The following is a 24,111-nucleotide window of genomic DNA, read 5'->3' on the forward strand; positions in this document are numbered from 1 at the left end:
TCAAATCCCTGCCCGGAGTGATGCCGGTGAACCCGTCGACGTTGCGGATCTTCACCCACTGGGGCATCACCCGATAACCGCTGGTGAGCACCACGGCCTCCACCGAGCCGTCGCGGTCCTTGATGTCGATGGTGCGGTACTGCTGGGTCTGGCTGCACGACGGCGGGCGTGTCGTATGACTGGCACCGTCGATGGTCAGGCGCGCGGCCTTGCGGGGCGTGGTTTGGGCCTGCCCGCATCCGGCCACGCCGACGCACGCGAGCACCACGAAAACGACCGCGAGTAACCGGTTTCGCACCGGTTCACCTCCTTCACTGCCGCGCCGGCATCACTCCGGGCAGGGATTTGACGATGCTGCGTCGCACGAACTCCGGGCTCAAACCCTTGAACAGATCGATCATGCGAATGCCCTTGGGCACGTACCAATGCAGCCGCTTCGGGTTCTGATAAGCCTGCCAGGCGACCTCGGCGACGCTGCTCGCGGGCATTAGCCGAAACAACCCCTTCTTGGGGGCGCTGGCCCGAACGTCGTCGGCGGTCCTCGGCGCAAGCCCATCGTCGGAGTGGTTGGTCGTCGTGGTGAGGATGCCGGTGTCGATCAGGCCGGGAAGCACGTCGGCGACGCGGACCCCATGCCGGTGCCACTCCACGCTGAGCGCCTCGGTCAGGCCTTTGACGGCATGCTTGGTCGACGAGTAGACGGCCAGGCGCGGCATGCCGTAGGTCCCCGCCGACGAGGACGTCGAAAACATCAGGCTGCCGGGGGCCCTCTTCAGATACGGCAGCGAGGCGTAGGCGCCGGTCAGCACCGCCTTGTAGTTGATGTCGACGACGCGCATCGCGGCCTCATAGGGCACGTCCTCGAACCATCCGGTTTCCCCGATGCCGGCGTTGTTCCACATCATGTCGAGCCCACCGCCGGGGTTCTCGGCGCAGAAGTCGGCCAGGGCGCCCTCCAGCGCGGCTTTGTCGGTCACGTCGACCTGGCGGGTCCACAGCCGCTCCGCGCCCAGTTCCGACTGCAGCGTCGTCAGGCCATCGGCGTTGCGGTCCACGGCACCGACCCGCCAGCCCTTGGCGTGGAAGAGCTTTGCCCCCTCCCGGCCCATGCCGCTGCCGGCGCCGGTGATGAAGATCGATTTCACGGCGCGTCAGCCGGCCTCGACCACATCTTTGATGCGGTTCAGGGTTTTGGTCATGTCGCGGACGTTGCGTCGCTTGCGCAGAAATCCACCGAACAGCCAGTAGACGCCGAGCCACGGCGCCGGGCTGAGCCGGAAGGACTCGGTCACGTCCGTGCCGCCGTCGCTGGGCGCCAGGCGGTAGTGCCAGTTGTTGGCCGCCCGGTCGCCGAGCATCACCGCGAATCCGAACTCGCGACCCGGCTCGCACGCGGTGACCTCACACGTCGTCCAATACACCGGCCCGATCTCGTTGCGCCGCACATGGCCGCGGAATTTCGCGCCGAGGGCCGGGCCACTCGCGTCGCCCAGCCACTCGGCCTCAAACACTTCGGGGGAAAACCGTCCGATGTTGCCGACGTTTGCGATCAGGTCCCAGACCTTGTCCGCGGACGCCGCCATATGAACAGTCGCCGAACCTTCCATGGCCTGATCCAAACACAGCTTTCGGCTCGGTCATAGCCTTGATCGTCAGTGCGGCGCCGCCGCCTGGATCAACCCGTTGATGATCTCCTTGATGCCCTGGGCGGGGTGCGAGTACCACCCGATCGGCAGGCCCGATTGGGCGCCGCACTTCGGCCACGCCTCCACGCCCTGGTCGGCGAAAACCCGGTTGGCTACGGCGATTTGCTGCTCGCGGGACGCGGCGGCGGGGTTGCCGACGCCGCCGTATTGGGCCCAGGTGGCCGGTTTGAATTGGAGTCCACCGTATTCGCCGTTCCCGGTGTTGGCGTGCCAGTTGCCACCGGACTCGCACTGGGCGACCGCGTCCCAGTTGGGGGTGGGGGCGGCGCTCACCTCGCCGGCGGAGAAGGCTATCGACGCTGCAACGAACCCGCCGACCGCCAGGGACTTGACGAGAGGCTTGCAGAGATTTTTCATGCCCTGGATTTCGGCCGCTGTGGCCAAAGCGTTACCCATTCGAAAATGACGCGAGATATGCCTTTGATCTGCGCAAACGGCGTTTTCTGGCGGCGAGAATAAAGTGTTAGAAATTGTTGAGGAAAAAATAAATTATTGCTGGCAATATGACCGCGTTGCTAACGCCAGCGCCCGTTGATAGAGACCGTCGAGCCCCCGCGCGCCGACGACGCCGCGCGTGGCCAGGTCGAGCTGCGCGGGGCAGGCCGGTGAATGCAGCAGGTCCCAGTGGGCGACGAGCTGGCTCAGCATCGTCTGGTTGAGGCCGTCGATCGCCGACCGCGACACCGACAGGTCGGGCGACGCGCTCGGGGCGGCCGCGGGATCCAGCTTCCAGTCCGCGAACCGGCTGTATTCGATGCCCTCGGTGGCGCGGATCTGGTCGCCGAAAACCGAAGTGACGTAATCGGGGTCGACGCGTCGATCGGAGGCCTGGCCGGCCAATTTCGCGAGTTCCTGCTGGACCCGCTCCCGGTCTTCGATGGCCCCGTGGGTGTTCCACTTGAACGCGGCCACCGGTTCGGCGATCTGCAACCGCTGCGCGGCGGCGTCGACCAGCTCGGCCAGTGCGCTCGTGTCGTCGGCCGGCGCCGGCGGCGCGAACAGGATCGCCAGCCCGCCGAGCAGTCCGCCGCAGCGGGCCATCAGCGTGACGCGGCCGCCGGTCATGACCATGATTGTGCGGCAGCCGGGCCCTTCGGAGTTAGCCTGAAGTGCTGATGTCGCCGACCATGAACAGTCGCGGTGCGCGCCGCGGTGGCGAAACGCCGCAGAAGTCGTTGCGCTCGAAGAAGATTCGTGCGCTGATCGTCGTTGCGCTGGCCATTCCCTTGCTGCTGGGGGCGGGGTTCATTCTGCTGGAGCGCCTGCACTCGACGGCCGCCGACGCCCTGGACCATCCCGCCAATCCGGTCGGTGACGACCAGTCGAGGGCTCAGGTCGTCCAGTCGACCCAGAGCATCGTCGCCACGGCGGGCCTGCGGGCGTCGTCGGCCGGCTACTCGCTGATGTCCTGCAAAAACCGTGACGACCCGCCGTATCAGGGCGCGATCTACCTGACGTTCTGGCTGCCCGACGCCGCATCGACCGACAACTACTTCGCCGCAATCGCCGCGTCGCTGACCGGGCACGGCTGGGCCGAGGGTTTACCGCCCAACAATCATCCGCTCGCCAAGACGTTCACCAAGGACGCCGTCACCGCGATCGTCTACCGGCACGACGACGACTTGCACCTGGGCGTCGTACGCGTCTACGGCGAGTGCCGGAACATGAACGACCACCGCAGGGACGTGACGGCCTGGACCGACATCACCGAGCAGTTCGCCAAAACGGGTTGATCGCCACCCGGCCGATAACGCACTACTGCGCCCGACGGCGTCGTCGTCGGGCGCAGTAGCGACCTCGGGGCAGGTGAGGGTCTAGCCGCCGCCGCCGGGGGTAGCGCCCAGGCTGCTCTGCAGGTCGCCCTTCATGGCATTGAGCTGCGCTCCCCAGTACTCCCAGCTGTGGGTTCCATACGGCGGGAAGTTGAATACGGCGTTGTGGCCGCCGGCCGCGTTGTAGGCGTCTTGGAACTTCTTGTTGACGCCGATCATGAAGTTGCTCTCCAGGAACGTGGCCGGCAGGTTGGCGCCGCCCAGTTCGTTCGGAGTCCCGTTGCCGCAGTACACCCAGAGCCGGGTGTTGTGTTCGACGAGCAGGTTGACGTTGACCAAGGGGTCGTTGCGCTGCCACGCGGGGTCGTTGTCAGGCCCCCACATGTCTTCCTTCTTATAGCCACCGGCGTCACCCATCGCCAGACCTATCCAGCCCTGCCCGGTGGACGGGCTGAGGTAGCCGGACAGCGAGCCGGCGTAGATGAACTGACCGGGGTGGTAGTTCGCCAGGTTCATCGCGGAGGCGCCCGCCATCGAGATGCCGACCGCGGCGCTGCCGTTCGGCTTGACGCTCCGCTCGGACGACAGGTACCCGGGCAGTTCGCTGGTCAGGAACGTTTCCCACTTGTAGGTCGAGCAGCCGGCCTTCCCGCACGCGGGGCGGTACCAGTCGGTGTAGAAGCTGGACTGCCCGCCGACCGGCATGACGACCGAGAGACCCGACTTGTAGTACCACTCGAACGCGGGCGTGTTGATGTCCCAGCCGTTGTAGTCGTCCTGGGCGCGCAACCCGTCGAGGAGGTACACCGCCGGGGAGCCGCTTCCGCCGCTCTGGAACTGGACCTTGATGTTGCGGCCCATCGAGGCGGACGGGACCTGCAGGTATTCGACGGGCAGACCCGGCCGCGAAAACGCGCTCGCGGTCGGCGCACCGCCGGCAAGATTGATCAGGCCCGGCAGGGCCACTGCCGCTGCCGCACCGACTAATAGCCGGCGCCCCCAGGCCCGGACCTTCTCGCTCAGTTCTGTCATACCTGCCCCTTGTCGTGTGTGACCGTGGTCTCAGGCTGGAATTTACCGTGAAAAAGCCCCGAATGTCGATCGGGACGCGGGGACATCTCGATTTGGTATCGCTTTTTTCCACCAATTTCGCGGTCCGGGATAACGGCGCACCGGTGCGCGTCCGTCCCGCCGAGGGTCCTCGCGGCGCGGAAACGCCTGGCAGCGAGCGGTCACATCGGTGCGCGCCGGGCAGGACAAAGCCGTTTCTCGGCCCCCCAGGGACGACGGCCGGGACCGTGACGCACCAAACGCCGCCAAAAAGGCCGATTCGTCGGGCAAGGCATTTATCGCCCGACAACACGGCGGCCGTTTCCCACCTGCACGTCCGGCGGATCCGGCCCGGGCGGCCGTCCGGCGATGTCGAACCGGCGCAGCCGGACTTGCGCCGACCGCGTAGGCTCTCTCGGAGCAAGCCGATGAAAGACCACGTTATCTCGGGTCCGTTCCGGCTCTCACCAACCGCCTCACCAGGGTTTTCCGGTGCGTCGTGCGGGTGAGGGCGCCGGAGCCCCGGGACCGATTGGGGCATAAGTTTTGGACACGGTACTTGGGCTATCAGTGACGCCGGCCGCCGTTGGGTGGGTTCTCGCTGAGGGACACGGCGCAGACGGCACCATCCTGGACCACCAGGAGCTGGAGCTGCCCGCCGGCCGCGGCCCGCACGCCGCCAGTACCGCGGAACAGGTGACGGACGAGATATTGCGGGTGGAGGCGCAGGCCGCCGCCAGCGACCACCGGTTGCGGGTCATCGGGGTGACCTGGACTGACGAGGCGTCCGCGCAGGCCGCGCTGCTACTGGAAGCGCTCACCGACGCCGGATTCGACAACGTCGTCCCCGTCCGGTCACTCGACGCCATCGAGACCCTGGCCCAGGCCATCGCACCGGTCATCGGCTACGAACAGACCGCCGTCTGCCTGCTCGAACGGGATTCGACGACCGTGGTCATGGTCGACACCCACCACGGGGAGACCCAGACGGCGACCAAGCAGGTGCGCGGCGGCTTCGACGGCCTGACCCGCTGGCTGACCGGCATGTTCGACCGCAACGGCTGGCAACCCGGCGGGGTTGTCGTCGTCGGCGCGCACAGCGACATCGACGGTTTCTCGTGGCAGCTGGAAAAGACGCTGCCCGTGCCAGTTTTCGTGCAAACGATGGCGCAGGTGACCGTCGCGCGGGGTGCGGCGCTAACCGCCGTCCGAAGCACCGAGTTCACCGACGACCAACTGATCGTGCCCCCGAGCCAACCCGTCGCAACGCCGCAGGCGCAGCGCAAGCTGCCCTACGCCGGGGCGGTGACCACCCTGGCCGCCGGTGTGGTCACCTTCGTCTGCTCGATATCGCTCGCGGTTGGCATTCAGCTGGCGCCCGCGAGCCAACCGGCGCAACGGCACACGGAGCACGCGCCGGCCCCACAGACCGCGGAGGCGGTGGCCCCGCCCCCGGTCGTCGCGCCGCTGACCCCGCAGGCGAAGGTTCCCACCGCGGAACCGGTCATCGAGCCCCCCGCCCCGGAGGCGCCGCCGCCGGACCCCGGCAACCGGCAGCCCTACCTGACCAGAGTGCTCGAGCACATACCGGGCGACGCCGGTGACCCGACGGGCGACTCGGCGCCGCAGGCGCCCGCCCAGCCGCAGCCCTGACAGCCGGTCGGTCAACCGTCCTTCGCGTGAATTGCGGTGCAGCACACCGAAACCTCGTCGGCGACCTGGACCGACCCCATCAGCAGCGAGTACGGCTTGACGCCGTAATCGGTTTGCCGAACCGTGGATTCGACCGACATTCGCCACCGCGCACCGAGATCCTCGGTGCGCACATCGACGACGTGCTCGCGGGACTTGCCGCGAATGTGCAGCCTCCCGCTCAGGCGGTAGCCGTCGTCGGTCTTGCCGACGGTGTCAGCGGCGAACCGGATCTCGGGATAACGCTTGGCGTCCAACGACTTCAACGCGTTCGACTTCACCAGGACCTTCTCCGGCCCGGACAATCCCTTGACCCCGCCCTCGCCCTGCAACACCTCGAACGAATCGACGTCCACGGTCAGCTCCGCGGAGACCGGTTCGGCGCCGGCCCACACGACCGTGGCCTCCCAGCGCGTCATCGCGATGGTGAGCCGATGTCCCATTCGCGCCGCCCGGCCCGCGACGCCGGTGCGGATCAGCAGCTCACCGTCGGCTGCGGTCAGCGTCCACTGGTCGGTCACAGCCCGACTGTAGTCACATCGTCAAAACGGTGCGGTAGTGCGCTCGCCCCTGCTCCAGCGCCGCATAGCCCTCGGCCGCCCGCTGAAGCGGCAGCTCCTCGATCCACGCCCGAACACCGGACAGGACCGCGAAATGCATAGTGTCCTCGACGTCTTTGGCCGTGCCGGAGGGATGGCCGACGATGCTGACCCCCGGTGTGATCAGCTGGATGGGACTGATCGGCAACGGTTCGGGCGTGACGCCGATGGTGACGAGCTCGCCCTGCGGCGATATCCCGCCGACGGTCGCGGCCATCGCCGGCGAGTTGCCCGCGGTCGCCAACACGACCGCCGCGCCGCCCAGCGCCTTCAGCGCTTCGGCGGGATCGGTGGCGGTGGAGTCGATGTAGTGGTGGGCGCCCAACTTTCGGGCGTCCTCCTCTTTGCCGCCGCCGCGCGCGATCGCGATGGTCTCAAAGCCCATCGCCCGGGCGAACTGCACCCCGAGGTGCCCCAGCCCGCCGACACCGAGGATGGCGACCCGGTCGCCGGGCACCGCCTTCGTGTGCCGCAAGGCGTTGTAGGTGGTGACGCCGGCGCAGCCCATCGGCGCGGCCTCCGCGTCGGAAAGCCCCGACGGTATGCGGGCGAGCGCACTCGCCGGGACGGTCACCGATTCCGCGTATCCGCCCGGGTATTGATAACTCGGGACCTTTCCGTTCTCGCAATGAATGAAGCGGCCTTTGCGGCACTCGTCGCAGTGGTAGCAGCACCCGCCGAACCACCCGACCGCGACGCGATCGCCGACGGCGAAACCCTGGACACCATCGCCTAGTTCGGCGATGGTTCCGGCGATTTCGTGCCCGGGCGTCAGCGGCCAAGTCATGCCGGGGAAGCCGCCCGAGACGAAGTGCGCGTCCGTGCCGCAAATGCCGCAGGCGGTGACCGTCAGGCGCGCCTCATCGCGACCCGGCGACCGGGTTTCGACATCGACCAGTTCTAGCGGTGCCCCGGCCGACTTGACGTGAACAGCTCGATGGGTTGCCATGGAAGTTGATGCTACTGTGCGGCACCAGCTTTCGCGCCGTTGGTGTGGTAGTCGACCTGCCAGTGCTTGATCCCGTTGAGCCAGCCCGACCGCAGCCGTTCGGGTTTGCCGATCGATTCCAGGTTCGGGATGCCGTCGGCGATCGCGTTGAACATCAGGTCGATGGTCATGCGGGCAAGGTTGGCGCCGATGCAATAGTGCGCGCCGGTGCCGCCGAATCCCACGTGTGGGTTGGGGTCGCGCAGGATGTTGAAGGTGAACGGGTCGTCGAACACATCCTCGTCGAAATTGGCCGAGCGGTAGACCATTACCACCCGCTGACCCTTCTTGATCTGCACGCCGGACAGTTCGTAGTCCTGCAGCGCGGTGCGCTGGAACGACGTGACGGGGGTGGCCCACCGGACGATCTCGTCGGCCGCGGTGGCCGGGCGCTCCCTTTTGAACAGCTCCCACTGGTCCGGGAAGTCGGTGAAGGCCATCATGCCCTGAGTGATGGAGTTGCGGGTGGTCTCGTTGCCCGCCACCGCCAACAGGATCACGAAGAAACCGAACTCGTCGTCGGAGAGCTTGTGGCCGTCGATGTCGGCCTGCACCAGCTTGGTCACGAGGTCTTCGCCCGGGTTCTTCGCCCGGTCGGCGGCCATCTGCATGCCGTACATGATGAGTTCGACCGAGGCGGTGATGGCGTCGTTGTTGGCGAATTCGGGGTCCTGGTCGCCGACCATTTCGTTGGACCAATGAAAAAGCTTCTTGCGCTCTTCCTGTGGCACACCCATCAATCCGGCGATGGCCTGCAACGGCAGCTCGCATGACACCTGCTCGACGAAGTCGCCGCGACCCTGTTCGGCCGCTTCCTCCACGATGCGCCGGGCGCGCTCGGCGAGGTCGCCGCGCAGGCGCTCGATGGCGCGAGGAGTGAAGGCGCGCGAGATGATCTTGCGCAGCCGGGTGTGCTGCGGCGCGTCCATGTTGAGCAGGACGTACTTGCCGCGTTCGATCTGCTCGCCGACCGTGCCGTCCTTGTAGCGCGGAAGCGCGGTCTTCTGCAGGCTGGAGAAGACGTCGCTGCGCAGCGAAATCTCTTTGACGTCTTTGTGCTTGGACACCACCCAGAAGCCGCCGTCGTCGAATCCGCCCGCCCCGATCGGCTGCTCGTTCCACCAGATCGGCGCGGTCCGCCGCAGCTCGGCCAGTTCCTCCACCGGTAGCCGCTCGGCGTGGATGTCCGGATCGGTGAAGTCGAATCCGGGCGGGAGATTGGGGACCGGCTTGGCGGTTGGCTCGACGGTTGGCATTGCCCGCTCCTCGATGACGAAGTGGTCTAGTCGTCTTTGTGCAAATAAACCATTGCCGCACCACCGTTGGGAAGCATTGGCGCAAGATCGCCGGGCGCGAATTGGAACGTGTTCCTCGTCCGCCGGCGGCCGCGCCGATACGGTCTTGTGGCAGGCGGCCCGATGGATATGCTTTGGTGCAGGTCACCGGCGACGACAAGCGGGGTGGAAGATGATTCGGGAATTGCTCAGCGCCGCTTCATTGGCGGGCATCGCGATCGGCGTGGCGCCGTGCGCCTCGGCCGGCTACGACGGCGACGTGCCGAACATGAACTATCAGGCCTCGTTGGGGGCGCCGTGCGACAACTATGAGCGGTTCATCTTCGGCCGCGGGCCCAGCGGCCAGGCCGAGGCGTGCCACTTCCCGCCGCCCAACCAGTTCCCGGCGGCCACCACCGGCTACTGGGTCATTTCCTATCCGCTGTACGGGGTGCAGCAGATCGGCGCGAAGTGCCCTGGGCCGCAAGCCGCGGCGCAGTCGGAGGCCGGCCTGCCGATGCTGTGCCTGGGCGAGCGGGGCTGGCAAGAGGGCTGGTTCACCGGGGCGGGATTCTTCCCGCCGGCTGGATGATCGGCTGAGCCATGAACGACGGGCAGCCCGGCGCACCCCCGGTGCCGCGCTGGCTGCGCTTCGTGCTGGCGTCGGACCGTGCCGGCTCGGCGTGGTACATCGGGACCGGATTCTTTTTCGCGCCGGTGCTGGCAGTGCTGTCGCCGTGGCCCGCGGTCACGGCCGTCCTGTGGGGAATCATCGCGCTGACCGGGCTGTGGCTGGGGCTGCTCGGCATCGCGATGGCCGTCGGTCTGGCCCGGATACTGCGCTCCGGCGCCGAGATCCCCGAGTCCTACTGGCGCACCTTGGTGAACTACTAGCGCCGCGCGCCCGGACTAGAGTCATAGCGACTGTCCGGTGACTAGAGGAGACGCGAGATGGGCTTCACCCCGAAAGATGCGGTCGACGCGGCCAAGGACATCGCGACCAACGCGGTCGAGAAGGCCTCCGACATCGTCGAACACGCCAGCGACATCATCCGCGGTGACATCGCCGGCGGTGCCAGCGGCATCGTTCAAAACTCGATCGAAATCGGCACCTACGCCGTGGACCGGGCCAAAGAAGTGTTCACCGGCCACGACGAAGGCGACGACGTAGACGACGTCTAGCGATCGTCAGACGGAGGCGGCCTCGTTGAGCTCGTCGAGCCGGTTGGTCGCCTCGAGGTACTCCTGCACCCAGCGCTCGATGACGGTCGCGGTCTTTTCCACCTTCTGGAACTGACCGACGACCTGTCCGACCGGGTTGAACGCGACATCGACGGACTCGTTGGGGTACCTGTTCGTGGCCCGCACCGCCATGCCGGAAACCATGTACTGCAGCGGCATGCCGAGCGGCTTCGGGTTGTCCGGCTGCTCCCAGGCCTCGGTCCAGTCGTTGCGCAGCATCCGGGCCGGCTTGCCGGTGAACGAGCGGCTGCGGACGGTGTCGCGGCTGCCCGCCTTGATGTAGGCCGCCTGCTGAACCGGGGTGTTGGACGACTCCTCGACCATCAGCCACTGGGAGCCCGTCCACGCGCCCTGGCAGCCCAGCGCCAGGGCCGCGGCGATCTGCTGGCCGCTGCCGATGCCGCCCGCGCCGAGCACGGGGACGGGGGCGACCTCCTTGACCACCTGCGGCCAGAGCACGATCGAGCCCACCTCGCCGCAGTGGCCGCCGGCCTCGCCGCCCTGGGCGATGATGATGTCGACGCCCGCGTCGGCGTGCTTGCGCGCCTGCGAGGGGGAGCCGCACAGCGCGGCCACCTTGAGCCCGGCGTCGTGGATGTGCTTGATCATGTCGGCCGGGGGAGTGCCGAGCGCGTTGGCGATCATCTTCACCTTCGGGTGCTTGAGCGCCACCTCGACCTGCGGTGTCGCGGTCGCCTCGGTCCAGCCGAGCAGCTGCAGGCTGTCGCCGTCGCTGTCCTCGATCGGCACGCCGTGGTCGGCGAGGATCTTCTTGCCGAAGTCGAGATGCTCCTGGGGCACCATCTTGCGCAGCGTCTCGGCCAGCTCTTCGGCCGACAGGTGCGAGTCCATGCCCTCGTACTTGTTCGGGATCACGATGTCGACGCCGTAGGGGTGGTCGCCGATGTTCTCGTCGATCCAATTGAGCTCGATCTCGAGCTGCTCGGGCGTGAAGCCGACCGCGCCGAGCACGCCGAACCCCCCGGCCTTGCTGACCGCGACGACGACATCTCGGCAGTGGGTGAACGCGAAGATCGGAAACTCGATACCAAGCTCATCGCAGATGGCGGTGTGCATGCCTACTCCTGTGGGGCGCGGACCGAAGCCAAAAAATTGGAACGTGTTCTAGTTTAGTACGAAGGGCATTGACGTGGCCAGCGGGTCCTGACCTGCGATTTGTCACTACGACCCGTCGCGTGGTCGCTCAGACCGCCGCGCTCCGCGCGATCCACAGCGCCAGGAACGCGAACATGCAGCCGGCGCACACGAGGTGATCCCGGCAGATGGACCGCGCCAGGCGGCTCTGCTCGTGCGGCCCGTCCCCGCGGCGCCCGAGTCGCACCGCGTCGGGCACCGTCTGCGTCAACGCCAGCAGCATCGGGATCCCCGCCAGGGCGGCCGACAGGACAAGGAGCCACGAGGGGTCGTGCCCGCGCGCGGACTGGTAGGTCAACGCGGCCAACAGGATCACCATGACGGCGGCGATCAGCCGGCTCATCGGGCGAGACGTGGTCGTCGCGCGGTGGTAGTAAGCCGCGATGGAAGCGAGCACCGCCTCGGGCAGATCGGTTGGCGCAGAACGGAACCGGAGGACTTGGACGTCGAAGATCAGGTCCATCCACAAAACCGCGAACAGGAACCCACCGCAGGCCGTGAGCAGCGAGGCCATGGCGCTCCTCCATCTCGCTCGTCGAGGTGACTCATTGTCCCAGCGATCGGGCTATTGATCCGCTCGCTGCGCAGCGGGTACCGTAGTGCTTCCAATTACGACACCCCGAGTAGCGTAATTTGACAGCCCCGTTCACCGAGAGGATCGGCTCGATGCGCAGCGCCTATGCCGGCGATCCCTTCACCACGTCGACGGCCGAGATCGAGGCCGCCCTGGCGGAGGTCAGCATCCCGACGCTGCTGCTTTCGCTCGTGCACATCACCGGCGACCCGCGCTTCATCCGCGACTTCAAGCAGATGGGCGTCTTCCTCAACGAGATTCAGGGATTCATGTCCGAGGAGGACAAGGCCCGGGCCCGCGCGGCGGCGTTGCCGGTGATCACCGACTATCGCGACCGTGGCTGCCCCGAGCCGAAGCCGCTGAGCCTCGAGATAGTTCGGGAGATGATCGACTGGGCGGCCTGCGAGCACGTCGGTGACGACTACCTGTCCCTGGTCCTCGAAGAGATGGACCTCGAGGCCGTCGACCCGCGCCGGCCGGCCGCCCTGCCGACCGAGAGCGCGGCCGACATTCCGGTCCTGGTCGTCGGGTGCGGCGAATCGGGCATCCTGGCCGGAATCCGGCTCAAGCAGGCCAACATCCCCTTCACCATCGTGGAGAAGAACGCCGGCCCGGGCGGAACGTGGTGGGAGAACAGCTATCCCGGCGCGCGCGTCGACGTGGCCAACCACTTCTATTGCTACAGCTTCGAACCCAACAACGACTGGACGCATTTCTTCGCCGAGCAGCACGAGCTGCAGGACTATTTCACCCGGGTCATCGACAAGCACGGCCTGGCCGAGCACGTGCTGTGGAACACGGAGGTGCTGGCCGCCGAGTGGATCGACGACGACGCGACCTGGAGCGTCCGGCTGCGCGGCGCCGAAGGTCAGACCAGCACGGTGCGCGCGCGGGCGCTGATCACCGCGGTCGGTCAGTTGAACCGGCCCCACATCCCCGAGTTCGACGGCGCCGAGAGCTTCGCGGGGCCGTCCTTCCACTCCGCCGCCTGGGACCACTCCGTCGACGTGAGCGGAAAGCGCGTCGCGCTCGTCGGCGCCGGCGCCAGCGGTTTTCAGATCGCCCCCGCCATCGCCCCGGATGTCGCGCACCTGACGGTGTTTCAGCGGACAGCGCAGTGGATGTTTCCCAATCCGATGTATCACGACGAGGTCGGCGAGGGCATGCGGTGGGCCATGCGCCACCTGCCGTTCTACGGACGGTGGTACCGCTTCCTGGTGCTGTGGCCCGGCTCCGACAAGGGCCTGGACGCCGCGGAAAGCGACCCCGACTACGCCGACCAGGAACACGCGGTCAGCGACATCAACGCCGCCGCCCAGATGATGTTCTCCCAATGGATCACCAGTCAGGTCGGGGAATCCTCAGAGCTGCTGAGCAAGGTGATGCCCGACTATCCCGCGTGCGGCAAACGGACCCTGCAGGACAACGGCAGCTGGTTGCAGACGTTGCAGCGCGACAACGTCGAGTTGGTGCGCACACCCATTCGACGGATCACCCCGCGCGGCATCGTCACCGAAGACGGCGTGGCGCATGACGTCGACGTGATCGTGTACGCCACGGGATTCCGGCACACCGACGTGCTCTGGCCGCTGAGGATCACCGGCCGCGGCGGAGTGGACCTGCGCGAGATGTGGGGGAGCCGGCCGTATGCCTACCTCGGCATCACGGTTCCGAATTTTCCGAACCTGTTCATCATCTACGGGCCCGGCACGCATCTCGCCCACGGGGGCAGCCTGATCTTTCAGTCCGAATTGCAGATGCGTTACATCGACCAGTGCCTGGCGCAGCTGGCCGAGGGGGATGTGCATTCGCTGGAGCCGAAGCCCGAAGCCGCCGCCGATTGGCATGAGCGGACCCAGAACCAGATCAAGAAGATGGTGTGGGCACACCCCGCGGTCAAGCACTCCTACTTCAAGAACGCCGACGGGGAGATCCACACCGTCAGCCCGTGGCGCCTCAACGAATACTGGGCCGCGGTGCGCGCGCCCGACTGGTCTAACTTTGTTGTGCGGCAAGGGAAGTGAGCACACCAGCATGCGTACGGTAGTCGTCGACGGCCCCCACAGCATCCGGGTCGACACCCGGCCCGACCCGGCGCTGCCCGGCCCCGACGGGGCGATCGTCGAGGTCACCGCCGCCGGCATCTGCGGATCCGACCTGCACTTCTACGAGGCGGATTTCCCGATGGCCGACCCGATCGCGCTCGGCCACGAGGCGATCGGCACCGTGGTCCAGACGGGACGCGATGCGCGCACCGTCAAGGTCGGGGACCAGGTGATGGTGTCGTCGGTGACCGGGTGCGGCAAGTGCGCCGGCTGCGCCACCCGCGATCCGGTCATGTGCCACAACGGCTTCCAGATCTTCGGCGGCGGCGTCCTGGGCGGGGCGCAGGCCGACCTGCTGGCGGTGCCGGCGGCGGACTTCCAGCTGCTCAAGATGCCGGAAGGCATCAGCGTCGAACAGGCGCTGCTGCTCACCGACAACCTCGCCACGGGGTGGGCGGCGGCGCAACGCGCCGATATCCCGCCCGGTGGCACCGTGGCGGTCATCGGCCTGGGCGCCGTCGGCCTGTGTTCGCTGCGCAGCGCGCTGTTCCAGGGCGCCGCAACGGTTTACGCGGTCGACCAGGTCGACGGGCGGCTGGACCGCGCGGCGCGGTGGGGGGCGACGCCCCTCAAGGCGCCGGCGGTCGAGGCCATCCTCGCGGCCACCGGGGGGCGCGGCGCCGACGCGGTGATCGACGCCGTCGCCACCGACGCGTCGTTGACCGACGCGCTCAACGCGGTGCGGCCGGGGGGGACCGTGTCGGTCGTCGGTGTGCACGACATGAACCCGTTCCCGCTCAACGCCCTGGGCTGCCTGATCCGCAGCATCACCCTGCGGATGACCACGGCGCCGGTGCAGCGCACATGGCCGGAGTTGATCCCGCTGCTGCAATCCGGGCGCCTGGACACCGACGGCATCTTCACCACCACGCTGCCGCTGGACGAAGCGGCCAAGGGCTATGCGACCGCCGCGTCGCGGTCGGGCGATGACGTGAAAATCCTGTTGACGCCCTAGGTGGGCACCGCGCCTTAACGTGTCGCCGTGATGTATTGCGACCGCATGAAGCTGTCGATCTTGACGTCGACGTCCGGTGGGGTCATCCCGTAGCCGGCCTGCAGGTCGAGCGTGTTGCGCACGGGCTGGACCGTCCACCCGTGCGCGGCCAGCCGTTCCGCCGGATCGGTCTGGGGTTCGTACGTCAGCGCGGAGAAATCGACGTCACCGGACATGTTGACGCCGGGATGCGCCGTCTCCAACGCCTCGAGCTGGTCGTGATCCAGCCGAGAACCCAACGCGCCGATGGCGATCCGGCTGCCGGGCGCGCTGAGGCCGCTGATCCGGGTGAAGAGCGTGTTCTGGGCCTCGTCGGTCAGGTAGGGCAGCACCCCCTCCACCGACCAGGCGCTGGGCCCCTCGGAGTCAAAGCCGGCGGCCTCCAGCGCCCTGGACCAGTCGGTGCGCAGGTCGGCGGCCACCTCGACCCTGCGGGCCTTGGGCGCCGCGCCCTCCTCGCCGAGCACGCGCGCCTTGAATTCCAGCACCTTTGGCAGATCGATCTCGAAAACGGTTGTGCCCGGCACCCATTCGAGCCGATACGCCCGGGAGTCCAGCCCTGCGGCGACGATCACCGCCTGGCGTATGCCGGTGGCGCCGGCCTCCTCGAAGAAGTCGTCGAAAAATCGGGTCTGCACGCCGTAGAGGCGGGGGAAGGCCATCTCGTCTTCCGACGTGCCCGGATTGGCAACCGCGGCCGCCAGATACGGGTCTTGCGAGGCGGCGATGAAGACCTTGGCGTAATCGTCCCGGACCAGCGGCTGCGGGCTCAAGGCGTGCACCGCGCGCCAGCCGGCGACCAGCAAGGCGGTGTAGCCCACGCTGCTGACGATGTCCCAGTTGTCATCGTCGGAACGGAGCTTGCCGAACTCGGGCGTCGTGCTCATGTCCGCTCCTTTCCTTCAGGGCCGAGGTCCAACGTACTCAGAGCTCCAACAACACCGTGACCGGGCCGTCGTTGACCAACTCGACCCGCATGTGCGCACCGAAAACGCCGGTCCGCACCTCGGCGCCCAACCGCTGCAGCGCCTCGGCGAAAGCCGCGACCAGCGGCTCGGCCACCGGGCCGGGAGCGGCGGCGTTCCACGACGGCCGCCGCCCCTTGGCGGTGTCGGCGTAGAGGGTGAACTGGCTGACCACCAGGATGGGCGCGTTGACGTCCGCCGCCGACCGTTCCTCATCGAGAATCCGCAAATACCAAAGTTTTTCGGCGAGCCGCCGCGCCTTGTCGAGGTCGTCGCTGTGGGTGACGCCGACGAAGGCCAGCAGGCCCTGGCCGTCCGGCCGGATGGCGCCCACCGCCTCGCCGTCGACCGACACCGTCGCCGACGCGACCCGCTGCACCAGAATCCGCATGGGCTCGATGCTGCCAGCCCGGGCCCGCGGGAGAATCGGTAGGCTCGTCGTGTGTCAGTGCTCGTCGCGTTCTCGGTCACCCCGATGGGTGTGGGCGAGGGCGTCGGCGAGATCGTCGCGGAAGCGGTTCGGGTGGTGCGTGATTCCGGGCTGCCGAACCGGACCGATTCGATGTTCACCGTGATCGAGGGCGAAACCTGGGAAGAGGTGATGGCGGTGGTGCAGCGCGCGGTCGAGGCGGTGGCCGCTCGCGCGCCCCGGGTCAGCACGGTGATCAAGGCGGACTGGCGGGCCGGGGTCAGCGACGCGATGACGCAGAAGGTCGCCACCGTCGAGCGCTACCTGTCCAACCCCTGAACGGCGTCGGTGAACGCGCGCTCGGCCGCGTCACCGTGGACCGCGAACACCACCTTTTCCAGCGCACCCGCGGAATGTCGCCGGACCGCGTCCACCATCAGTCGCGCCGCCTCGTCCAGCGGGAAGCCGCCGACGCCGGTGCCGAACGCGACCAGTCCAAGCGTGCGGCAGCCGAGCTCGTCGGCCCTTCGCAGCGTGGCGGCGGTGGCCCGCGTGATGATCGTCGCCGAGGTCGGGCCGCCGAGTTCCATGGTGGCGGCGTGGATGACGTAGCGCGCGGGCATGGCGCCGGCCGTGGTCTCGACGGCTTCCCCGAGGCCGATGGGCGCCTTGCGCGTGGACTCCCGCTGCACGTCCGGACCGCCGGCGCGGGCAATGGCCGCCGCGACTCCGCCGCCGTGGCGCAGTTGCGTGTTGGCCGCGTTGGCGATCGCGTCGAGTTCGAGTTTGGTGACGTCCGCCTGCACGACCTCCAGCTCGATCATCGGCTCATTGTCTCCCAGCGCTGCCAGTAGGCTCATGGCGGTGAGCGCACGCGCAGGCATCGTTGTCACCGGAACCGAGGTCCTCACCGGGCGCGTCCAGGATGCCAACGGGCCGTGGATCGCCGACCGCCTGCTGGAGCTGGGCGTCGAGCTGGCGCACATCACGATCTGCGGCGACCGGCCCGCCGACATCGAGGCGCAGCTGCGCTTCATGGCCGAACAGGGCATGGACCTGATCGTCACCAGCGGCGGCCTGGGACCCACGGCCGACGACATGACGGTCGAGGTGGTGGCCCGGTTCTGCGGCCGCGAGTTGGTGTTGGACGACGAGACCGAAGCCAAGATCGCGAACATCCTCAAGAAGCTGATGGCCCGCTTCGAGGGTGTCGATTTCGAGGCGGTGCGCGCCGCCAACCGCAAGCAGGCGATGATCCCCCTCGGCGCGCAGGTGCTCGACCCGGTCGGCACCGCGCCCGGTGTGGTGGTCCCCGGGACGCCGACGGTCATCGTGCTTCCCGGCCCGCCGCGCGAGCTGCAGCCGATGTGGCGCCGCGCCATCGAGACGCCCGCCGCGCAGCAGGCGATCGCGGGCCGGACGGCCTATCGGCAGGAGACCGTGCGAATGTTCGGGCTGCCCGAGTCGGGTCTGGCCGAGACGTTGCGCGACGCCGAGGCGTCGGTACCCGGCTTCGAGTCGCTCGAGATCACCACCTGCCTGCGGCGGGGCGAGGTCGAAATGGTCACCCGCTACGAGCCGGACAACTCCGACAGCTACGCCAAGCTGATGCAACTGGTGCGCGACCGGCACGGCGAACAGCTCTTCTCCGAAGACGGTTCCACGGTGGACGATTTGGTCGCCGGGGCGCTGGCCGGCCGCCGGATCGCGACGGCCGAATCCTGCACCGCGGGGCTGCTGGCGGCGCGGCTGACCGACCGGCCCGGATCATCGGACTACGTGGCCGGCGGGGTGGTCGCCTACTCGAACGACGCGAAAGCCGAGCTGCTTAGCGTCGACCCGGGGCTGATCGAGGCCCACGGCGCGGTGTCCGAGCCGGTGGCCGAGGCGATGGCGGCCGGCGCGCTGAGCCGTTTCGGCGCCGACACCGCCGTCGCGATCACCGGAATCGCCGGGCCGGGCGGAGGGACGCCCGAAAAGCCGGTGGGCACAGTCTGTTTCACCGTGGCGCTGAGTGACGGCCCAAAGCACACCCGCACGTTGCGGCTGCCCGGCAATCGCTCGGACATCCGGGAGCGCTCGACGACGGTGGCCATGCACCTGCTGCGGCGCCTGCTGGGCGCTGTCAGCTAGGCCCGACTTCGAGATTGCCGCCATGGTCGCGATTGGCGCCCAAACCACAACCGCAGCGGCAATCTCGACGTAGAAACCTGAGTCACTTCGCTTCGCTTGGCAGGAAAGCGGTTTCGGCCGTGCCGAAGCGAATCCCCGTGGCGTCCTTACCGATCAGCGTGAGGAACGCGACGGCGATGAGTACGGGCACGATCGTCGCCGCCAACGCGAACGGATAGCCGTGCGACTCGGCGAGGCGTTCCTGGATCGGTAGGTTGAACGCGGCCAACAGGTTTCCGAGCTGGTAGGTCACGCCGGGGTAGAGGCCGCGGATGGCATCCGGCGACATCTCGGTCAGGTGGGCGGGGATCACACCCCACGCGCCCTGCACGCACAGCTGCATCAGAAAAGAGCCGAGGCACAGCATCGCGGCCGTGCGCGAGTAGGCGAACAGCGGAACGATCGGCAGCCCCAGCAGGGCGCAGAAGATGATGGTGTAGCGGCGGCTGAACCGTTGCGACAGCGTGCCGAACACCAGCCCGCCGATGATCGCGCCGATGTTGTACACGATGACGATCCACTTGACGGTGGCGCTGGACAGGGCGGCGCCGTGGTTGGCGGTCGACGTCAGGAAGGTTGGGTAGACGTCCTGGGTGCCGTGGCTCATCCAGTTGAAGGCCGTCATCAGCAGCACCAGGTAGAAGAACCGGCGGATGATCGCCCCGTCGCGCAGCACGTCCCGAATCCTGGTGCTGGTCAACTTCATTTGATCCTGGGCGGCCTCCCAGACCTCGGACTCCTCGACCCGGTACCGGATGATCAGGCTGACCAGCGCGGGGATGATGCTCAGCGCGAAGAGCCACCGCCACGACAACCCGAGCCAGTTCATCACCACCAGCGAGGCGACGCTGGCCAGCAGGTAGCCGAATGCGTAGCCCTCCTGCAGCAGCCCGGAGAAGAACCCGCGCCGCTCGACCGGAACCTTCTCCATGGCCAGCGCGGCCCCCAACCCCCACTCACCGCCCATGCCGATCCCGTACAGCAGCCGCAGGATCACCAATACCGTGAAGTTGGGCGCGAACGCGCACAGGAAGCCGACGACGGAGTAGAACATCACGTCGACCATCAGCGGCAGCCGCCGTCCGACGCGGTCGGCCCACAGCCCGAACAGCAGGGCGCCCACCGGACGCATGATCAGGGTGGCCGTGGTGACGAACGCGACCTCGGCCTTGCTGTGGTGGAAAGTCTTGGCGATGTCGGCGTAGACGAGCACGACGATGAAGTAATCGAACGCGTCCATCGTCCAGCCCAACAACGCGGCGACGAAAGAGTTTCGCTGGTCGGCGGTCAACCGTTGTGTGCTCACGTCAGCATCGTTGCCTACGCGGCGCGGGATGGCGAGCCTTTCTGTCCGCGCGGCGTTGCGGCACTCACCCCACCAGCCTTTGCAGGCCGCGCTGATAGGCCTTGAGGCTGTGCCGCCACCCGGGTCCGATCCCGCCGCTGTCGACGTAGATCGCGCTGCCGGCGTGTTCGTAGGGGCACGGCGGTAGCGGCGGGATGATGTCGCAATAGTTCACCACTCGTGAGCAGGAGGCGATGATCTCGTTGAACGCCGTGACGAAATCGCCGAACCCGGCCTTCGGACCGGCGAAGGTGATGAGGCGAGGCGCGAAATTCGGCGGGATGTTGACGAAGATGTCGGGCGCCCCGATGACGGCAAGCGCCCCGCCCAGGCTGTGCCCGATTATCAAGAGGTTGTTGCACCCCACGCAGGCGGCGGGGAGGTTGGCCACGATGCTGGCGCGGACCATGCGGTAGACGGCGTGAAAGCCACTGTGCACGTATCCGAATTTGGGAACGAATCCATACGGCGTGGGAATGATGTCCAGGTCCGTGAGGACGTCGTCGAGGTCGGCGGTGCCGCGAAACGCCAGGAACGCCGTCTGGGTGGACGGGTTATTGCCGATAATGCCGAAGATGTTGTCGCGCAGCACCATTTTCGCCGCCACGGGATGTTGATTGGCCAGTGCCGCCGCGAGCACACGGTCGCCCTGGATCAGCGCGGTCGCTTGATATCCCGGCGGGAGATTCAACGGGAGGCCCGACATCGCGTTGTATGCGGAAAAAGCCAACGGAATGCCCACATTGAGCGCGAAAGCGGGATCGAATCCCGGCGGCGAAGGCTGGGTAACCACGCCCACCGGGGCCGCGTTCGCTTCCACCGGGAAGAGCCATGGCGCGAGAATTACGGATCCACCCAGTAAAGCCGTCTTAGTCACGAAGTCTCGCCGCGCCATTTCCCGCGAAGGAGAATCGCTCATCGATTTCCTTTCTAGGTATGACATGAATACGGTAAGGGGACAAACCGTCGTCGACCTGAACCGTTGTACTTCTGTCACTCTTTTGAAATCGGCGCGAGCGCGAGCGAGCCGAAAGCAGATCGCCGATAAGCATTTCGGGTCACGGGTTCATCACGGACGGGCAAGGAGCGCGGGCCCCGACGCGTCCGCCCAAGCCATTTCAACTTCCAATCCGCGAGAGTAAGTTGCGGATACATGCGCATCATCGACGCCGACGGACACGTCGCCGAGAACTCCTCGCTGGCAATCGAAGCCATCAAGCGGTGGCCGGAGCACGTCAAGCCCAGCGCCGACGGGCGAATGCGGTTGACGTTCGAAGGCCGCAACTATCCGGAGGATCAGGGCCCGGGTGCCGGGTGTCCGCCCGAGCATGGCATCAGCAAGGCGCCCGACATCAATTGCCGGTCGACCGAGGGCGTGCTCGGCGACGCCGACCGCGACCACATCGACACGATGGTGCTGTACCCCAGCCTGGGCCTGTGCGCCCCCAGCCTCGAGGATCCCGAGTTCGCGGCGGGATTCGCCCGGCTCTACAACCAGTGGATCGCGGATTACTGCGCCCCGTCGGGCGGCCGACTGAAGGGCGTCGCCGTAACTCCGATCGAGCACGGCCAGGCGGCGATCGACGTCATGACCGAGGCGAAAGACCTTGGGCTGGTGGCAACCCTGGTCCCGCCGGCGCTCAAGACCCGCAACCTCGACCACCCCGACCTCGACCCCTTCTACGCCGCCGCGGTCGACCTGGAGATGCCCCTGGGCATTCACGGCGCCCCGGGCATCCACCTGCCGAAGATCGGCGTCGACCGCTTCACCAACTACATTCAGGTGCACTGCATCAGCTTCCCGTTCGACCAGATGACCGCCATGACGGCGCTGGTGTCCGGCGGCGTCTTCGAACGGCACCCGCGGTTGCGGGTCGCGTTCCTCGAGGCGGGCGCCGGTTGGGTCCCGTTCTTCATGGATCGCCTGCACGAGCATTACGAGAAGCGGGGCGACTGGGTCGAGCGCGGCTGGCGGCGCGATCCGCACGAGTACTTGGCGGCGGGCAACATCTGGGTCACGTGCGAGCCCGAGGAGCCGATCCTGCCCGGAGTCATCGATGTGCTCGGCGCCGACTTCATCATGTTCGCCAGCGACTACCCGCATTGGGACGGCGAATGGCCGGAAAGCACCAAGCACCTGCGGACCCGCGCGGATATCAGCGAAGAGGCCCGCGAAAAGATCGGCGGGTTGAACGCGCAGCGCTTCTACAACCTCAACTGATCAGTCCGGATCGGCTTAAGCCGTTGGGTTGCATTCGATTCAGCGGATTCTCAGGCCACCGAAGCTGCGGTAATGTGCAGTGCGCAGCTGGTTTGCCAGGGTCGCAATTTGACACTCGGCATCGAGCGGCGGGCGCTGTCGGAGGCCCGTCGCGAGAGGGAACCCGGTGGGAATCCGGGACTGTCCCGCAGCGGTATGCAGGAACGACCGCCGTCAATGGCACTGGTCCTTTCGGGGACCGGGAAGCGACGGCTACTAGGAGCACCGTTCTCGGTGCGTGCCTGCGAGTCCGAAGACCTGCCAGCCGTGCCGGGCGCGCCGCGTCCGGCGTGCGCGTCGCCTCGTGGATTGGGCCGATGGCCGCAGCAGGAACTGGCGTGCCGATTCGTCGGTGCGCCGGTCGGCTCTGCGGCTGAACGCCCTGTGGGCGACGAGCATCCCGTCGCACAAAGGACGTTCGATGACACTACCGCTGTTCAACACGAATCACGTTGCCGTATTTGGCTTTAGCCGCACCGTGCTCGCCGGGGCCGAGCGGATGGGCCGGTGGTCATGAGCGCATCGCTGGATTTCGGCTTGTTACCGCCCGAGATCAACTCCGGGCGCATGTATTCCGGAGCGGGCAGCGCCCCGATGCTGGCCGCCGCGGCGGCCTGGTCGGGGCTGGCGACCGAGCTGCGGTTGACAGCGCTGGCCCACGGCTCGGTGATCGCGGCGCTCGGTGATCAATGGCGCGGCCCGGCAGCGATCTCGATGGCCGCCGCCGCCGCACCATATGCGGCGTGGTTAACCGCGACCGCCGCTCAGGCTGAGCAGGCCGCCGCGCAGGCCGTGGCCGCAGCGACGGCGTATGAGACCGCCTTCGCCGCGACCGTGCCGCCGCCGGTGGTCGCGGCCAATCGGGTCCTGCTGACGAAACTGATCGCCACCAACTTTCTGGGACTGAACGCCGGCGCCATCGCGGCCACGGAAGCTCACTACGGCGAGATGTGGGCGCAGGACGCCGCCGCCATGTATTACTACGCTGCCGATTCGGCGGCCGCGTCGGCGGTGACCCCGTTCGACCCGCCACCGCGGACCGCCGATCCGGCGGGGCCCGCCGCGCAGGCCGACGCGGTCACCCAGGCCGCCGGCACGTCGGCCGCGGCGAACGCGCAGACGGCGCTGTCGCAACTGCAGTCCGCGGTGCCGGCCACGCTGCAGAGCCTCGCCGCGCCATCCGTCCCGGATTCGTCGGGGTTGATGGATTGGCTGGGAATGGGCGGGGCGGACTTCTTCAGCCCGAAGGGAATTCTCGGTTTCCTGGCCGGCACGGACGGCTCCCCGCTGGGGGCCCTCCTCAACAGCAACTTGTTGAACACCCTGTCGTCCGGGTTCTACATGCCGGGCAACTACCTGGGCACGATGACCGATTTCGCGGGCATGGCGAGCGCCGGGGGAGCCGCGGACGCGGGTGAGGCCGCGGCGGCCGGATCGCTCGAAGCCGGGCCCGCGTCCACGGTCGCCCCGCTGGGGTCAACGGGTCTGGGCGGCGCGGTGACGGCAAGTCTGAACCAGGCGTCCTCGGTGGGCGCCCTGTCGGTGCCGTACGGATGGACCGCCGCCGCGCCGGAGATCACACTTGCCGCCCAGGCGCTGCCCGGCCTTGGCACCGTCCCCACCGTCGCGGCAAGCGCCGAGGGAAGCCTGCTCGGCGAGACGGCCCTCGCGTGCATGGCGGGCCGCGCGATGAGTGGCGCGAGCGTCGGGGGACGCCCGGCGGGCGGCGCGGCCGCCCAGCACCGCCCCCTGCCCGTCGTGATCGTGAAACCACCCCCGACGTCGACCGGGTGAACCGACTCGTGGGCG

General features: G+C 67.6%; 27 protein-coding genes and 1 riboswitch. Of the genes, 11 read left to right on the forward strand and 16 right to left on the reverse strand.

All coding sequences use genetic code 11. The features are described from left to right. From A5680_RS10770 to A5680_RS10790, 5 genes are all read right to left on the reverse strand, one after another. On the reverse strand, window positions 1-298 hold a 298-nt coding region (locus A5680_RS10770), incomplete at its 3' end, for a lipoprotein LpqH (protein ID WP_197499771.1). Between the two features lie 13 nt (window positions 299-311). Then, window positions 312-1,145: an SDR family oxidoreductase gene (locus A5680_RS10775; RefSeq protein ID WP_067819064.1), complete on the reverse strand. Its 834-nt coding sequence runs from the start codon at window positions 1,143-1,145 to the stop codon at window positions 312-314. Window positions 1,146-1,151: 6 nt separating this feature from the next. After that, the gene (locus tag A5680_RS10780) at window positions 1,152-1,625 is read right to left on the reverse strand and encodes an SRPBCC family protein (RefSeq protein WP_369808537.1); all 474 of its coding nucleotides are present in this window, start codon (window positions 1,623-1,625) and stop codon (window positions 1,152-1,154) included. Between the two features lie 27 nt (window positions 1,626-1,652). After that, a complete protein-coding gene (rpfC, locus tag A5680_RS10785) occupies window positions 1,653-2,102 on the reverse strand; it encodes a resuscitation-promoting factor RpfC (protein ID WP_231633829.1) in 450 nt (149 codons plus the stop codon). Between the two features lie 93 nt (window positions 2,103-2,195). Further along, window positions 2,196-2,777, reverse strand: a complete 582-nt coding sequence (locus tag A5680_RS10790; protein WP_055403434.1) for a chorismate mutase — start codon at window positions 2,775-2,777, stop codon at window positions 2,196-2,198. A 44-nt stretch (window positions 2,778-2,821) separates the two neighbouring features. Between A5680_RS10790 and A5680_RS10795 the strand changes: the two genes are divergently transcribed. After that, window positions 2,822-3,439 carry a hypothetical protein gene (locus tag A5680_RS10795; RefSeq protein ID WP_197499772.1) on the forward strand — a complete coding sequence of 206 codons (618 nt, stop codon included), beginning with the start codon at window positions 2,822-2,824 and terminating at the stop codon, window positions 3,437-3,439. An 81-nt stretch (window positions 3,440-3,520) separates the two neighbouring features. Here A5680_RS10795 and A5680_RS10800 read toward each other — a convergent pair whose 3' ends face one another. After that, the gene (locus tag A5680_RS10800) at window positions 3,521-4,510 is read right to left on the reverse strand and encodes an esterase family protein (RefSeq protein WP_067819066.1); all 990 of its coding nucleotides are present in this window, start codon (window positions 4,508-4,510) and stop codon (window positions 3,521-3,523) included. A gap of 564 nt (window positions 4,511-5,074) precedes the next feature. On the opposite strand from A5680_RS10800, the gene A5680_RS10805 reads away from it, so the two are divergent. After that, window positions 5,075-6,181: a hypothetical protein gene (locus tag A5680_RS10805; RefSeq protein WP_067819069.1), complete on the forward strand. Its 1,107-nt coding sequence runs from the start codon at window positions 5,075-5,077 to the stop codon at window positions 6,179-6,181. A gap of 11 nt (window positions 6,182-6,192) precedes the next feature. Here A5680_RS10805 and A5680_RS10810 read toward each other — a convergent pair whose 3' ends face one another. Genes A5680_RS10810 through A5680_RS10820 form a run of 3 tightly spaced genes read right to left on the reverse strand, consistent with a single transcriptional unit; the run spans window position 6,193 to window position 9,063 of the window. Further along, on the reverse strand, window positions 6,193-6,741 hold the full coding sequence (locus A5680_RS10810; RefSeq protein WP_067819072.1) for a YceI family protein: 549 nt from the start codon (window positions 6,739-6,741) through the stop codon (window positions 6,193-6,195). Between the two features lie 13 nt (window positions 6,742-6,754). Beyond that, the gene (locus A5680_RS10815) at window positions 6,755-7,768 is read right to left on the reverse strand and encodes an alcohol dehydrogenase catalytic domain-containing protein (RefSeq protein WP_055403438.1); all 1,014 of its coding nucleotides are present in this window, start codon (window positions 7,766-7,768) and stop codon (window positions 6,755-6,757) included. An 11-nt stretch (window positions 7,769-7,779) separates the two neighbouring features. Further along, a complete protein-coding gene (locus A5680_RS10820) occupies window positions 7,780-9,063 on the reverse strand; it encodes a cytochrome P450 (RefSeq protein ID WP_055403439.1) in 1,284 nt (427 codons plus the stop codon). 211 nt (window positions 9,064-9,274) lie between these two features. Between A5680_RS10820 and A5680_RS10825 the strand changes: the two genes are divergently transcribed. The 3 genes from A5680_RS10825 to A5680_RS10835 are packed head-to-tail and all read left to right on the forward strand — an operon-like array spanning window position 9,275 to window position 10,263. Beyond that, entirely contained in the window at window positions 9,275-9,673 is a 399-nt protein-coding gene (locus A5680_RS10825; RefSeq protein WP_055403440.1) for a hypothetical protein, read from the forward strand. 11 nt (window positions 9,674-9,684) lie between these two features. Then, window positions 9,685-9,975, forward strand: a complete 291-nt coding sequence (locus A5680_RS10830) for a hypothetical protein (protein WP_055403441.1) — start codon at window positions 9,685-9,687, stop codon at window positions 9,973-9,975. Window positions 9,976-10,032: 57 nt separating this feature from the next. After that, entirely contained in the window at window positions 10,033-10,263 is a 231-nt protein-coding gene (locus A5680_RS10835) for a hypothetical protein (RefSeq protein ID WP_055403442.1), read from the forward strand. A gap of 6 nt (window positions 10,264-10,269) precedes the next feature. Here A5680_RS10835 and A5680_RS10840 read toward each other — a convergent pair whose 3' ends face one another. After that, window positions 10,270-11,400: a nitronate monooxygenase gene (locus tag A5680_RS10840; protein ID WP_055403443.1), complete on the reverse strand. Its 1,131-nt coding sequence runs from the start codon at window positions 11,398-11,400 to the stop codon at window positions 10,270-10,272. Window positions 11,401-11,527: 127 nt separating this feature from the next. Continuing rightward, on the reverse strand, window positions 11,528-11,992 hold the full coding sequence (locus tag A5680_RS10845; RefSeq protein ID WP_055403444.1) for a hypothetical protein: 465 nt from the start codon (window positions 11,990-11,992) through the stop codon (window positions 11,528-11,530). Window positions 11,993-12,144: 152 nt separating this feature from the next. Here A5680_RS10845 and A5680_RS10850 point away from each other — a divergent pair, with 152 nt between their 5' ends. Beyond that, complete coding sequence (locus A5680_RS10850) at window positions 12,145-14,076, forward strand: NAD(P)/FAD-dependent oxidoreductase (protein WP_067819076.1); 1,932 nt, start codon at window positions 12,145-12,147, stop codon at window positions 14,074-14,076. Window positions 14,077-14,086: 10 nt separating this feature from the next. Continuing rightward, a complete protein-coding gene (locus A5680_RS10855) occupies window positions 14,087-15,112 on the forward strand; it encodes an alcohol dehydrogenase catalytic domain-containing protein (RefSeq protein ID WP_067819079.1) in 1,026 nt (341 codons plus the stop codon). Between the two features lie 14 nt (window positions 15,113-15,126). On the opposite strand, the gene A5680_RS10860 is transcribed toward A5680_RS10855, so the two are convergent. Then, complete coding sequence (locus tag A5680_RS10860; protein ID WP_067819082.1) at window positions 15,127-16,038, reverse strand: class I SAM-dependent methyltransferase; 912 nt, start codon at window positions 16,036-16,038, stop codon at window positions 15,127-15,129. A 37-nt stretch (window positions 16,039-16,075) separates the two neighbouring features. Further along, on the reverse strand, window positions 16,076-16,507 hold the full coding sequence (dtd, locus tag A5680_RS10865; protein ID WP_067819085.1) for a D-aminoacyl-tRNA deacylase: 432 nt from the start codon (window positions 16,505-16,507) through the stop codon (window positions 16,076-16,078). Between the two features lie 51 nt (window positions 16,508-16,558). Between dtd and A5680_RS10870 the strand changes: the two genes are divergently transcribed. Continuing rightward, window positions 16,559-16,864: an MTH1187 family thiamine-binding protein gene (locus A5680_RS10870; protein WP_067819090.1), complete on the forward strand. Its 306-nt coding sequence runs from the start codon at window positions 16,559-16,561 to the stop codon at window positions 16,862-16,864. Here A5680_RS10870 and A5680_RS10875 read toward each other — a convergent pair. Then, the gene (locus A5680_RS10875; RefSeq protein ID WP_082970333.1) at window positions 16,846-17,349 is read right to left on the reverse strand and encodes a macro domain-containing protein; all 504 of its coding nucleotides are present in this window, start codon (window positions 17,347-17,349) and stop codon (window positions 16,846-16,848) included. The genes A5680_RS10870 and A5680_RS10875 overlap by 19 nt on opposite strands. A 34-nt stretch (window positions 17,350-17,383) precedes the next feature. Here A5680_RS10875 and A5680_RS10880 point away from each other — a divergent pair, with 34 nt between their 5' ends. Continuing rightward, a complete protein-coding gene (locus A5680_RS10880) occupies window positions 17,384-18,658 on the forward strand; it encodes a competence/damage-inducible protein A (protein WP_067819096.1) in 1,275 nt (424 codons plus the stop codon). An 82-nt stretch (window positions 18,659-18,740) separates the two neighbouring features. Here A5680_RS10880 and A5680_RS10885 read toward each other — a convergent pair whose 3' ends face one another. Next, window positions 18,741-20,003 carry a sialate:H+ symport family MFS transporter gene (locus tag A5680_RS10885; protein WP_197499773.1) on the reverse strand — a complete coding sequence of 421 codons (1,263 nt, stop codon included), beginning with the start codon at window positions 20,001-20,003 and terminating at the stop codon, window positions 18,741-18,743. A 64-nt stretch (window positions 20,004-20,067) separates the two neighbouring features. Beyond that, window positions 20,068-20,862 carry a lipase family protein gene (locus A5680_RS10890; protein WP_231977608.1) on the reverse strand — a complete coding sequence of 265 codons (795 nt, stop codon included), beginning with the start codon at window positions 20,860-20,862 and terminating at the stop codon, window positions 20,068-20,070. Window positions 20,863-21,195: 333 nt separating this feature from the next. Between A5680_RS10890 and A5680_RS10895 the strand changes: the two genes are divergently transcribed. Beyond that, entirely contained in the window at window positions 21,196-22,263 is a 1,068-nt protein-coding gene (locus A5680_RS10895) for an amidohydrolase family protein (protein WP_067819102.1), read from the forward strand. A gap of 113 nt (window positions 22,264-22,376) precedes the next feature. Beyond that, a riboswitch (cobalamin riboswitch) is annotated at window positions 22,377-22,583 on the forward strand. 232 nt (window positions 22,584-22,815) lie between these two features. Beyond that, window positions 22,816-24,096, forward strand: a complete 1,281-nt coding sequence (locus A5680_RS10900) for a PPE family protein (RefSeq protein WP_067819105.1) — start codon at window positions 22,816-22,818, stop codon at window positions 24,094-24,096. Window positions 24,097-24,111 lie beyond the last annotated feature (15 nt).

Source organism: Mycobacterium sp. E2989 (assembly GCF_001667595.1).
Lineage (GTDB): Bacteria > Actinomycetota > Actinomycetes > Mycobacteriales > Mycobacteriaceae > Mycobacterium.